The sequence below is a fragment of the Glycomyces tritici genome (genome assembly GCF_030403505.1).
Genome location: NZ_JAUEMJ010000001.1, coordinates 91761 through 104411 on the forward strand (window position 1 = coordinate 91761; position 12651 = coordinate 104411).

Genomic DNA, 12651 nt, shown 5'->3' on the forward strand with positions numbered 1-12651 from the left:
ACGTCTCCCGGGTATTGACACCTCAGTGGCCACCCTTAAGATAGAAACCGGTATCTATCCGGTCGGCCTGCCGCTGCTCGTGCGACGGGCCGGCCGCGATGGACGCGTCTGCGTCATGGCGGACAATGATCCGGCCTGCACCGCCGAACCGAGACGAGGCGGCCGCGCGTTCGCGCGGCAGCTCGGCGGTCGCGGGCCGGAGTCCGGCCGGCCCAGAGCCGACCGGACGGATCGCATACTGGAAAGGGAACCTGGCGATGAGCCGAACCGATTTCACTTACGTGGAAAGCGTTAGCCCTGGCAGCGGGCGGCGCGCTCCGCGGGCGGCGCTGGCCTCCGACGCCGCCGCGCTCAGCCTCGACGGCGAGTGGCGCTTCAACCTGGCCGCCGGCCTCCACGACACCACCGAGGGCTTCGAGTCCCCCGCATTCGACCCCGACGGCGACAGCGCCGGCGCTTGGGACACCCTCGCCGTCCCGTCGATGTGGCAGATGACCGACCTCGACGGCGACGCCCCGTACGGCAAGCCCGCCTACACGAACACGTACTACCCGTTCCCCGTCGACCCGCCCCGGGTCCCGGACGCGAACCCCACCGGCGAGTACCGCCGCACCTTCACCCTCCCCGCCGAATGGCCCGCCACCGGTCGCACCCTGCTGCGCTTCGAAGGCGTCGATTCGGCGTTCGCCGTATGGGTCAACGGGATCCTCCTCGGCGACGGCAAGGGTTCGCGGCTGCCGACCGAATTCGACGCCACCGAGCACCTCGTCCCCGGCGAGAACACCGTCGCCGTCCGCGTCCACCAGTGGTCCGCCGCGTCCTACCTGGAGGACCAGGACATGTGGTGGCTTTCGGGCATCTTCCGGCCCGTCGCCCTGGTCCACCGCCCCGAGAACGGCATCGACGACGTGTTCGCGCACGCTGCTTACGACCACGCCACCGGCCTCGGCACCCTCCGCGTCGAGACCGCCGCGAACGCCCGCGTCACCGTGCCCGAACTCGGCATCGACATCGCCGCAGGCGAGAGCGCCACCATCCCGGTCGAACCGTGGACCGCCGAAACGCCACGCCTGTACGACGCCGTCGTCGCCACCGAGACCGAACGCGTGAGCCTGCGCATCGGCTTCCGCACCGTCACGATCGAGGACGGCGTCCTCAAGGTCAACGGCAAGCCGATCCTCCTGCGCGGCGTCAACCGCCACGAATGGGACCCCGACACCGGCCGGACCCTCACCGTCGAGACCATGCGCCACGACCTCGAACTCATGAAGCGGCACAACGTCAACGCCGTACGCACCAGCCACTACCCGCCCGACCGCCGCTTCCTCGACCTCTGCGACGAACTCGGCGTCTGGGTCATCGACGAATGCGACCTCGAAACCCACGGCTTCTTCCACCACGAGTGGCGGAACAACCCCAGCGACGTTCCCATGTGGAAGGACGCCTATCTCGACCGCATGGCCCGCATGGTCGAGCGCGACAAGAACCACGCCTCGGTCATCATCTGGTCCCTCGGCAACGAGAGCCACACCGGCGAGAACCTCGCCGCGATGTCCCAGTGGGCCAAGCAGCGCGACCCCGGCCGCCCCATCCACTACGAAGGCGACTTCGACTCCCCCTACGTCGACGTGTACAGCCACATGTACACCGACACCGACGGCGTCGACCGCATCGGCCAGAAGGCCGAAGCGCGCACCAGCGACCCCGCGCACGACGAGCACCGCCGCAACCTCCCCTTCATCCTCTGCGAGTACGCCCACGCCATGGGCAACGGCCCCGGCGGCCTCAGCGAGTACCAGCGCCTCTTCGAGCAGTACGAGCGCAACGCCGGCGGGTTCATCTGGGAGTGGATCGACCACGGCGTGCGCATGCACACCGAGGACGGCCGCGAATGGTTCGCCTACGGCGGCGACTTCGGCGAGCCCCTCCACGACGGCAACTTCGTCGTCGACGGGCTGGTCTTCCCCGACCGCACCCCCTCCCCCGGGCTGGTCGAGTACAAGAAGGTCATCGAGCCCGTCCGCATCACCGTCCAGCCCGGCTCGCACGCCGTCGTCATCGCGAACCGCCGCGACTTCGCCGACACCGGCGACCTCGCGTTCACCTGGACCGTCGAGGACGAAGGCGAGCCGGTGGGCCGAGGCGAGCTCGAAGTCCGCGCCGTCGCCGCCGGCGAGTCCGCGATCGTCGCCTTCCCGGCGGCCGTCGCCGCACTCGCCCGAGCCGAGGGCGAACGCTGGCTCACCGTCCGCGCCGTCCTCGCCAAGGACGAGGCCTGGGCCGAAGCCGGGCACGAGATCGCCTGGGGCCAGGCGCAACTCGCCGCTGGCGCGCCCGCGTCAGCCGGCGGGGGCACCGCGCCCGTCGCCGCAGGCAACGGCTACCGCCTCGGCGACGCCGCCTTCGACGCGCTCGGCCGCCTCACCGCCATCGGCGGACTGGACATCGAAGGCCCCCGCCTCGACCTGTGGCGGGCACCCGTCGACAACGACCTGCTCGGCTGGACCCGGCAGATGGCGCCCCTGTGGAAGGACCGCAACGCGGGCCTGGACCGCTTGGAGCACAAGGTCCTCGACATCGAGTCCACTGCGGACGGCCTCACCGTGGCGACCCGCGTGGGCGCCGGCGGCGCCGAGATCGCCATGGGCGCGGTCTACCGCTGGCGCCTGGACGGCGCGCGCCTGTGGCTCACCGTCGAGGTGAACCCCGAGGGCGAGTGGGACTTCCCGCTGCCGCGCCTGGGCGTGCGCGCCTCAGTGCCGAAGGCGCTCAACGAGGTCGAGTGGTTCGGCGGCGGGCCGGGCGAGGCCTACGCCGACACCCGCGCGGCCGCCCGCGTCGGCCGCTTCCGGTCGACCGTCGCCGGGATGCAGACCCCGTACGTGTTCCCGCAGGAGAACGGCTCCCGCATCGACGTGCGCTGGGCCCGCCTCTCCGGCGAGGGCAGGACGCTCAAGGTGCTCGGCGCGCCCGAGTTCGCGTTCACCGTGCGGCCGTGGACGAGCGAGCAGCTCGAAGCGGCGAAGCACACGTACGACCTCGTCGAAGGCGACCGCCTCTACGTCAACCTCGACGCCGGCCTCCAAGGCATGGGCTCGGCCGCGTGCGGCCCGGGCGTCCTGCCCCAGCACCGGCTGCTGCCCGAGGCCACGGCGTTCACGCTGGGCTTCGAAGCGACCGAGTGAGACCCGTGCGACGGGTTCGCGCACAATGACGTGCTCACAAAGGAGCATGCGAGCGTGCACTACCCTGGGTGCGGACCCGTCGCATCCCCCGAGAAACGGTGAGAGAAGGCCCCAGTGCCCAAGAAGTCGAATGCGGAGACCGGCAAGCGCCCCACGATCAGGGACGTCGCCGCGCGTGCCGGCGTGTCGGTGCCGACGGTCTCGCGGGTGCTCGCCGGGAACTACCCCGTGGCCCCCGCGACCCGCGCGAAGGTGCTGCGCGCCATGCGCGAACTCGACTACGTGGTCAACGCGCACGCGCGCGCACTGGCCGGGGCGACGACGAAGACCGTGGCGTTCGTGGTCGACGACGTGACGGGGCCGTTCTACGCGTACATCGCGCGCGGCGTCGAGCAGCAGGCCGCCTCTGAGGGGCGCCTCTGCCTGCTGTGCACCACGCACGGCGACCCCGAGCGCGAGCTGGCGGTGGTGGAGCTCATGCGCGAGCAGCACGCGGAGGCCGTGATCGTCGTGGGCGGCGCCTGGGACGACGACAAGTACAACGAGCGGATGCGCTACTTCGCGTCGGCGCTGGACCGCTCGGGCTCGCGGCTGGTGCTGTGCGGCCGGCCCTCGCTCGGCGAGGACGTGCCCGCGACGGTGGTGCACTACGACAACGAGGGCGGCGCGTACGCCATGACCTCGCACCTGCTCTCGGCCGGGCACCGGACCGTCGCGTACCTCGGCACGGGCATCGGCCACTCCACTACGGACGAACGCATCCGGGGCTTCCGGCGCGCGCACGCCGACTACGGCGTGGACGTCGACGAGTCCCTGCTGATCCCCGGCGAGTTCTCCAAGCAGAGCGGGATCGAGATGACCCGCGGGCTCCTCGCGAAGCGCGACGACGTGACGGCCGTGTTCAGCGCGACCGACATGATCGCCGCGGGCGTGCTCAAGGCGCTGCGCGAGGCCGGGATCGACGTCCCCAAGGACATGTCGGTGGTCGGCTTCGACGACATCCCGCTGGCCTCCGACCTCACCCCGGCGCTCACCACGGTGCATGTACCGCACGAGGAGCTGGGCCGCGAAGCGGTGCGGCTCGGGCTGCGCCGCGAGGCGTCCGCGCCCGACCAGGTCGTCCTCGGCACCCACATCGTGGTGCGCGAGACGGTGGCCCCGCCCCCGCGCCGGGGCTGAGGCCGGAACACACGGATCTCGGGGCCGGGCCGCTATGAGCGGCCCCGCCCCGGTGGTTCCGTGTGACGTGCGGCTCCGGTCAGCGCCGGCCCTCGTCGTCGTCGGTCAGGCCCTGCTTGGCGTCGTGGAGCTTGTCGTCCCCCTTTTCCTTGAGGTCGTGCCACTCCTCCTTCGCCTTGCCCTTCAGCTCCTGCGCGCGCCCCTCGTTAGCGAGGCTCTCGTTGTCGGTCGCGTCGCCGATCTTCTCCTTGGCGCTCCCGACGAGCTGGTCTTTCTTGTCCTTGGCCTTGTCAAAACCACCCATGACTTTCCGTCCTTTCCCGAACGGTAATTGGCTCCGTGGGTGTACCCATCCGGCGCCCGGCCACACCTTCCCCAGGTCAGGCCGTCATTCCACCGGGGTGACGTACACGTCCTGGGCGGGCGGGTCCTGCGGGTACGGCAGCGCCACGACCGGCACCCACTTCCCGCCCGGATTGCCGCCGCGGTTGCTCGCGAAGCTCAGCGCGCCGGTCGCCCCCCGCACCACCTGCTCGCTGTTGAGCAGCAGCAGGTGCTCGCGCACGTCCTCGGGCAGCGGCGCCTCCACCTCCCAGGGGTTCGTGATCCGCACCGCGCCGATCGCCGTCGCCAGCGCGTCGTGGTAGGTCACGGCGTAGCCGTCCGCCAGGCCCGCGGGGTCGGGGCCCACCAGGCGGGAGTAGTGGCCGTGGAAGGCCGCGAAGTCGGCGGGGGCCACGGTCGCGCCGGTGGCCCAGCCGGGGTCGGCCCCGGCGGCGTAGCGGACGTCGAGGTTGGCTTCGAGGATGCGTTCGCCCAGTTCCCGGTCCTGCTGCATGTCGGTGCCGGTGACGCCGAACAGGACCGTGAGGGGCCGGCCGACGCAGGCGCGCACGATCAGCGCCTCCAGGAAGACCTTGAGGTCGGGTTCGCGTCCGGCGAAGAGGACCGCCTCGGATTCGGCCGTGCAGATGTTGCGGGTGATCGGGTCGAAGACCTCGGGTCCGCCGGTGGCGATGGAGCGGCCGGGGAACGGCTGGTGGGAGCCGGTGATGTACTCGCCGAGCTCGGCTTCGTAGGCGGTGCGGAGGGTGGTCGTGTAGCGGTCCTCGGCGGTGCTGTCGTAGACGAGGATCGCCGAGTCGACGTCGCCGCGCGCGTCGAGGTGGCGGCGTAGGGCGACGGCGAAGTCGGTGTTGTTGGGGGCGGCGCGGATGAGGCCGTCGATGAAGTCGTGGTCGATGCCGTCGGCGGTGGTGACGCCGGTGACCATGGGGATGCCGGCGGCGGAGAGCCGCTCGGCCGCGGCCACGGTGCGGTCGCTGCTGATGCCCTGGCCCATGACGGCGACCAGGGGCACCTCGTCGTCGACCATTCCCTCCAACTCGTCGACGACGAACTCCCAGTGGGCCTGCCGCGCCCCTTCGTTGGCGAGGTAGAGCTGGACGAGCCGGGTGCGGTCGCCGAGTTCGGCGGTGCGGTTGGCGCGGTGGAGGGCGACGTAGGCGCCTTCGAGGGCGCTCTGGATCTTGTCGGCGCTCATGGCGCTGTCCGCGGTGGTGGTCATGGTGGTGAGCAGGGCGATCCGCACCAGCGGCAGCCCTTCGGCCGCGGCCTGCTCGGCGGCCCATTCGTTCTCGGCCTTGATGTTGTCCTGGACGGCGGCGAACTGGCCCTGGAAGTGGAAGGAACCGTCCGTGACGCCGACGCATTCGTCCTCGATCTCGCGGACGCCGGAGCCGATGCCGCCGCAGCGGAGCTCGCCGATCGCGGTCGGGCCGAACAGGACGGCGGCGGCGATCACGGCCGCGACGGCCGCGAGGAGCGACGACCGGCGTATGCGGCGGCGGCGCCGGGCCCAGCGCAGGGCGCCGTCGCTGGGCGGGAGGTAGAGGGCCGGGCTCTGGCCGGATCGGTCCGTTGTCGATGCGGAGGTCATTCGTCGTCTCCTCTGTCGGTGCCGGGGGTGCGTCCGTCCGCGACGACCAGCAGCGGCGGCGGCGCGACGCCGAGGCGTTCGAGTTCGGCGAGCTCGGATCGCAGGCGCTCGCGGAAGACCGCGCCGGCCCGGGTGCGGGAGTTGCGCAGGAGGATGACGCAGCGGTACCAGTCGTGCTTGGCGAGGCGGCCGCGGCTGTAGGCGTGGCGGATGTCGGCGAGCATGGCCTCGATCAGCTGGCGGTCGCGGAGGCGGTGCTTGGGGGTGCCGTGCTCGCCTGCGGGGTGGGCCCAGTTGTTGAGTTCGCCGAGGCGCGATTCGGGCACGTGGCGGGGGCCGGGGCGATCGCGGTGCCCGTACCACTTGTAGAACTCGTAGAGGGAGGGGTAGCGGCGTTCGAACAGCCATGCGCCGATCGCGCCCATCAGCGCGATCCTCGGGCCGACCTGGGACAGGAGCGCCACGAGGCCCTGGGCGCTGCGTTTGGAGGCCGCGGGGCGCGCGATGATCTTCCGGGCCGCCTCCTTGAACGCCTTCGTGTAGGCGAGCTGGGAGGTCTCGTCGATGCGCCGCTCGATGACCACGAGGCCCACTTCGAGGCGTCGGAACCACAGGCGCGGGTAGTTCGGGCACGGCATGGCGAGCCGGGCCTTCGCGGCGGCGAGCAGCTTGGGGATGCTCTCGTGGGAGAACTCATGGCAGTCGATGACCACGTGCGGCGTGCGGCCGTCGAGGGCGGCGGCGATTCGGTCGAGTATGTCGGCGGGGGCCGTCGCCGCCAGTTCGAGGTCGTGTTCGGCGGGGGCGGAGGGGCGGCCGAGGAGCGCTTTCACCTTCTCGAATTCGTCCTCAAGGGTCGCTGAAGGCATGGTGTTCCCTTCGGGGTGGCCTGGGGGTGAGGCAGGGATGTCACGTCATCGTGAGGTGTGGCATCGATCCTAGACGATATCGGTGGTCCCCCGGGACCTGTCCCGATCCGGGAACGGTAGGTGACGGATGCCGATTCCGCATGTGGCAGAGGCGAATCGGCGGCTCTGGTCCTCTTCGGAGGGGTCGCCCGCAAGGCTGGGAGGCGAGTGCCCGGCACGCGAGGTGCTGCGGACGGCGCGAGGCAGAATCTTCTGGTGACTTCCAGCGACTTTCAGATCCGCCCCATCCTCCCCGCCGAGCACGATGCGCTCGGCGAGTTGACTCTCCGCACCTATCTCGACGGCGAACTGCTGATCGGCGGCCTCGACGACCCGTACGCGCCGAACCTGCGCGACGTGGCCGGGCGGGCGGCCTCCGCGACGGTGCTGGTCGCCGTCGACGAGCGCGCCGGAGCGAACGAGGAGGGGCCGGCGCTGCTCGGCGGCGTCACGCTCGCGTTCCACGGCAGTCCCATGGCGCAGCTGGCCGGGCCGGGCGAGGCCGAGGTCCGGATGCTCGCCGTCGATCCCGCCGCGCAGGGCCGCGGCGTCGGTTCGGCCCTCGCGGTCGCGTGCGTGGAGCGGGCCCGCGCCGAGCCCGGCGTCAAGCGCGTCGTGCTCTGCTCCCAGGAGGCCATGACGACCGCGCACCGCTTGTACGGGCGCCTCGGGTTCGAGCGCGAGCCCGGGCTGGACTGGTACCCGCTGCCGGGCGTGCGCCTGTGGGCCTTCCGCCTCGAGCTCTAGAGCAGGGCCCCGTACGCCCGCTTGTAATCGCCGAGCGCCCGGTCGACCTCGCCCTCGTTGAGGCCGTACCGGGCCAGTTCGTACTTGTGCCCGGTGGGCCGGCTCGCCAGCGCCTCGTCGAGCGCGTTCGCTTCGGTGCGCCCCCACGGGGCCTCGAGGTGTTCGAAGAGCTGCGGCAGGCGTTCGCGGGCGTCGTCGGTGAGGTCGCGGTAGGGGACGTCGACGACGGCGTAGGCGGGCATGCGTTCGCGGGCGGCGCGGGCGCGGTCGAGGCCGGTCGCGAAGAGCCCCAGCCAGGTCCGGCCGATCTCGTGCGGGTCGGTGTCGCCGGTGTTCACGGCGCTGGCGCTCTCGGTCATCGAGCAGAGCGAGGCGAGGGCGGCGGCCGGGTCGCGGTGGGTCCACAGGATCTGGGCGTCGGGGAAGGCTTTGATGAGCGCTCCCAGGTTCCAGAGGTGCGCGGGTGCGCGCAGGACCCAGCGGCGGCGCGGGCGGCCGTGCTGGAGCACTTGGAGGGTCTGCTTGAGGTAACGGTAGTCGGGGGTGTAGTCGCGTTCGAGCATCCACTGGACGTAGCCGGGCGGTTGGGCGCGCACGAGGTGGCCGATGCCGTGCGGGAGGACCCAGACGTCGGCGTCGGGCTTGTGCGGGTGCATGTCGTAGACGGCGCCGAAGGTGGGGACGGCCTTGTTGAGGAACTCGGTGGCGCGTTCGGCGCGGCGCACGTGGTCGGCGTGCTCGAGGTCGGGGTGCATGAGCTCGTGCATGAGCGGGGAGCGGTGGGTCGCGGGGGCGGCGAGGAGGCGCTGGAGCATGGTGGTGCCGGTGCGGGGGACGCCGGTGATGACGATGGGGCGGCTGATGGGCTCGTCGGCGATCTCGGGGCTGAGGGCGTGGAGCTTGCGGATGCGCAGGCGGTTCTCGAGGCGGTCGGTGACCTCCTGCTGGACGGCGACCCAGCCGGTGAGGGTGAGTCCGTCGATGTCGGCGTAGCCGGCGAGGAGGACGCGCATGTCGTCGATGAAGGCGTCCTCGCCGTGGGCGGTGGAGCCGGTGCGGTGCTCGGCTTCGCGGACGGCGCGGTCGAGGAGGCGGTCGATCTTCTTGCGGCGTCCGGCGATCGCGGGCGTGAGGACGCTGTTGACGGCCTTGAGCCAGGGTGAGACGCGTTCCATCCGTACCACTCCTTGTGTGCCGCTTGCGCTGTGCGTGATGCGTTGTGCCTCTTGCACTGTGCTTCCTACGAAGCGAGGTGAGCCTACATTCGCGTGCGAATGCGGGCCCACCTCAGTGCTCGGATTGTGTTGCGGGACTACCTGGTGTCGACCTGCTGGGCCTCCAGCGGGATGGCCGCCGCCACTTGTGGAGTGAGTTCGGCGACGAAGCGGGGCGACAGGTGGTTGGCGTCGCGGTAGACCAGGAGGTTGCCGACGACGACGGGGCAGGTGTCGTTCTCCATGTCGCACATCCACGGGATCGGGTCGACCACGGTGGCGTCCGTGTCCGCCTCGATCGCCTCGATGGCCGCGGCCCGGCGTTCGGGCCTGGTGGTGGCCTCGGCGATGCCGACGACGCAGGCGGTCACGTTGTCGGAGTGCTCGGCGAGGCACGCGGGGGTGTCGCCGGGCGGGTTCGCGGAGTCGGCCAGGTAGTAGACCCTGTCGGCCGCTTCGTCGAGGCGGTTGAGGCTCTCGGCCCAGCCGTCGGCCCAGGCCTGGTCCGGGTCGTCGGCGAGGATCTCCTTCTCGTCGTAGGAGGAGGCGACGACGACGTCGGGTTCGATCGACTCGATCTCGGCGAACGCCTTCTCCTTCCACTCCTCGCACTCGGTGTAGCGCCGGCCCAGCTGATTGCTGTGCTCGGCGACGTCGGCGACGCTGCAGCCGGCCTTGGCGAGCGGCAGGAGCTTCCAGCCGGAGGCCTCGGCGATCTGGTTGAACGCCGGGAACCACTGGGCGGCATGGGAGTCGCCGAGCAGGACGATGGTCTTCTCACCGTCGGGGTCACCGAACCAGCAGTCCTTCGCGAGGTCGGTGCCCTCGCGCGAGGTGACGCAGTCGTCGGCGTAGAGCGCGGGTTCGTCGCTGCCGGCGGCGTCGAGCGGCGGGGTGAGGTTGGCGGGCACCGATTCCACATCGGAGGATTCGCCGATCATCTCCCAGACCGTGCTGTCGTCGCCGGTGATCTCGGCGGCCTCGTCGTTCTCCTGGGCGGGCATGGGCTGCTGCACCATGAGGATCGACACGGCGAGCATGGCGGTGATGAGCCCGCCGCCCAGCGCGAGCGCCCGGGAGGGCACCTGCACGAGCGGCCGCTTGGTGCGGATCGGGTTCTCCACCAGGTAGAACGTGGCGATGGTGAGCAGGAACGCCACGGCCATGAGCAGCAGGTAGTGGCGCAGCCGCACCTGCTCCAGGCCCATCACGGCGGGGCCGATCATGATGAGCGGCCAGTGCCAGAGGTAGAGCCCGTAGGAGATCTTGCCGACGAACTGGGCGGGCCTGATCCCCAGGAGCGCCCCGGCGCCGAAGCGGTGCGGGACGCACCCGGCGGCGATGGCGAGCGCGCACCCGGCGACGGGCAGCATCGCCGCAGTGCCGGGGAAGACGGTGTGCTCGTCGAGGACGAACACGGCGGCCACGATGAGCACGAGTCCGGCCCAGGAGGCGATCGCGGCGGCCCAGGTCGGCACCCAGGCGCGGATGCGGCCCGCGGCCACGGCGATGAGCGCGCCGACGGCGAGTTCCCATGCCCGCGTGTGGATGCCGAAGTAGGACCAGATGGGGTCCCCGGCGGTCCAGGCGGCGCTGGCCCAGAAGGACGCGCCCCCGGCGACGACGAGGAACGCCGTAATGGCGGCGGTGCGACCCGGTCCCCTGTTGCGGTGGCGCGCCAGCGTGAACTTGCCGGGCCTGCCGAGTTTGGCGCCCAGGAAGACGATCGCCAGGAGCACGAGCGGCCAGACGATGTAGAACTGCTCTTCGACCGCGAGCGACCAGAAGTGCTGCAGCGGCGAGGGCGGGACCTCGGCGTTGAGGTAGTCGGTGCCCTCTTGCGCGAGGCGGATGTTGATGACGTTGAGCGCGGCGGCGGCCGCGTCGGCGGCGATGTCGCCGAGTCGGGTGCGCGGCAGCCAGAGCCAGGCGGCGACGAGCGTCGCGACCAGGACCGTGGCGGCGGCCGGGAGGAGGCGCACGGCGCGGCGGGCGTAGAAGCCCGCGATGGAGACGGTTCCCGTGGTGTCGATCTCGCGCAGCAGCAGCGAGGTGATGAGGAAGCCGGAGATGACGAAGAAGACGTCGACGCCGACGAATCCTCCGGCCATGTACGGGAAGCCGATGTGAGCGGCGATGACGACGCCCACGGCCAGGGCCCTGAGGCCTTCGATGTCGGGTCGCCAGTGGCTGGGGCGCGCACTGGACGACTGGTCGGTCCGCTTGGTCGCGGCGGTCTCGGGGTCCCGCTTCGGTGCTATGCGGGCGGCGGCGTCATCGGACGTCTTCGCCGGTTCGTGTGCGTTGGTCAGACGCATGAATGTCGGTCTCCGAACGGTTCACCGGGCATCGGACTCCCCAGCCGGGCAGGGCTGGGCGGACTGGGGTCGGGGGTCTTACCGGGGACGAGTGCAGACCATAACATTGCCCGGTTAATGGGATCTACCCCCTCTAAAGCGGTGATATATCACTCGAACACCATGTTTACCGAGGGTGGCCGCATACGGAGAACGGCGAGGGCGCACCCGTTGTGCCGGGTGCGCCCTCGCCGTTTCGTCCGTGAACGCCCCCTAAGGGACGCCGGGAGGCTCCGGGGTCTCCCGCAGCAGGCCCTCCTGCGTCGCCGAGGCGAGGTGCACCCCGGCCGCGTCGAAGAACCGGCCCTGGGCCAGGCCGCGGCCGTCGGCGGCGGTCGGCGACATCGAGTCGTAGAGGATCCAGTCGTCGAAGCGGAACGGCCGGTGGAACCACAGGGCGTGGTCGAGGCTCGTCCCGAGGTAGCCCCCGGGGCCCCAGACCGCGCCGTGGCGCGACAGGACCGAGTCCAGCAGCGTCAGGTCGGAGGCGTACGTGAGCACGCACACGTGGATGAGCGGGTCGTCCGGGAGCCGGCCGTCCGCCTTCATCCAGACCCGCTGGTGCTCCTGGGCCGGGCGCTCGCCCGAGGCCGAGAAGCCCGAGCCGCCCCCGGCGTAGCGCATGTCGATCGGGCGCGGCACGCGCGCCCACATGCCGAGCCGGTCCGGGTGGGACTTGAGCTGCTCGCTGAGCGGCGCGATCTCCTCGGGCCGGGCCAGGCCGTTCGGGGCCGGATCCGAGTGCTCGAGGCCGCGCTCGCCGGTGTGGAACGAGGCGGACATGAAGAAGATCGTCTGCCCGTTCTGCAGCGCCACCGTACGACGTACGGAGAAGGAGCGGCCGTCGCGGATGTCCTCGACCTGGTAGACGATCGGCTTCGTCGAGTCGCCGGGGCGCACGAAGTAGCCGTGCAGCGAGTGCACCCGGCGGTCGGCCGGGACGGTGCGCCCGGCGGCGACCAGCGCCTGCCCGGCGACCTGGCCGCCGAAGACCCGCTGGAGGCCCACCCCGGCGCGCGGTCCCCGGAAGAGGCCCTTGTCGATCTCCTCCAGGTCGAGGACGCCGAGGAGCGAGTCCACGGCGTCCTGGCCTACGAGGACTTCCCGCCCTGAGCTGTTCAA

9 protein-coding genes are annotated in these 12651 nt (G+C 71.2%); 3 read left to right on the forward strand and 6 right to left on the reverse strand.

What is annotated here, in order from left to right:
• Window positions 1–257 precede the first annotated feature (257 nt).
• The gene (locus QWI33_RS00410; protein WP_289953785.1) at window positions 258–3185 is read left to right on the forward strand and encodes a glycoside hydrolase family 2 TIM barrel-domain containing protein; all 2928 of its coding nucleotides are present in this window, start codon (window positions 258–260) and stop codon (window positions 3183–3185) included.
• A gap of 114 nt (window positions 3186–3299) precedes the next feature.
• Window positions 3300–4364: a LacI family DNA-binding transcriptional regulator gene (locus tag QWI33_RS00415; protein WP_289953787.1), complete on the forward strand. Its 1065-nt coding sequence runs from the start codon at window positions 3300–3302 to the stop codon at window positions 4362–4364.
• Between the two features lie 79 nt (window positions 4365–4443).
• Here the strand turns inward: QWI33_RS00415 and QWI33_RS00420 are convergent, their stop codons facing one another.
• The 3 genes from QWI33_RS00420 to QWI33_RS00430 form a co-directional block, all read right to left on the reverse strand.
• Window positions 4444–4668, reverse strand: a complete 225-nt coding sequence (locus QWI33_RS00420) for a CsbD family protein (protein WP_289953789.1) — start codon at window positions 4666–4668, stop codon at window positions 4444–4446.
• Between the two features lie 84 nt (window positions 4669–4752).
• Window positions 4753–6303, reverse strand: coding sequence for a type 1 periplasmic-binding domain-containing protein (locus tag QWI33_RS00425; RefSeq protein ID WP_289953791.1), 1551 nt, complete (start codon window positions 6301–6303; stop codon window positions 4753–4755).
• Complete coding sequence (locus QWI33_RS00430) at window positions 6300–7172, reverse strand: hypothetical protein (RefSeq protein WP_289953792.1); 873 nt, start codon at window positions 7170–7172, stop codon at window positions 6300–6302. Before QWI33_RS00430 ends, QWI33_RS00425 begins: the two co-directional genes overlap by 4 nt.
• 255 nt (window positions 7173–7427) lie before the next feature.
• Between QWI33_RS00430 and QWI33_RS00435 the strand changes: the two genes are divergently transcribed.
• The gene (locus tag QWI33_RS00435) at window positions 7428–7958 is read left to right on the forward strand and encodes a GNAT family N-acetyltransferase (protein WP_289953794.1); all 531 of its coding nucleotides are present in this window, start codon (window positions 7428–7430) and stop codon (window positions 7956–7958) included.
• Here the strand turns inward: QWI33_RS00435 and QWI33_RS00440 are convergent.
• The 3 genes from QWI33_RS00440 to QWI33_RS00450 all read right to left on the reverse strand — a co-directional run bounded on the left by QWI33_RS00440 (window position 7955) and on the right by QWI33_RS00450 (window position 12651).
• The gene (locus QWI33_RS00440) at window positions 7955–9133 is read right to left on the reverse strand and encodes a sulfotransferase family protein (RefSeq protein ID WP_289953796.1); all 1179 of its coding nucleotides are present in this window, start codon (window positions 9131–9133) and stop codon (window positions 7955–7957) included. The genes QWI33_RS00435 and QWI33_RS00440 overlap by 4 nt on opposite strands.
• A gap of 137 nt (window positions 9134–9270) precedes the next feature.
• Complete coding sequence (locus QWI33_RS00445) at window positions 9271–11490, reverse strand: acyltransferase family protein (protein ID WP_289953798.1); 2220 nt, start codon at window positions 11488–11490, stop codon at window positions 9271–9273.
• Window positions 11491–11742: 252 nt separating this feature from the next.
• Window positions 11743–12651: an acyl-CoA thioesterase gene (locus QWI33_RS00450; RefSeq protein WP_289953800.1), complete on the reverse strand. Its 909-nt coding sequence runs from the start codon at window positions 12649–12651 to the stop codon at window positions 11743–11745.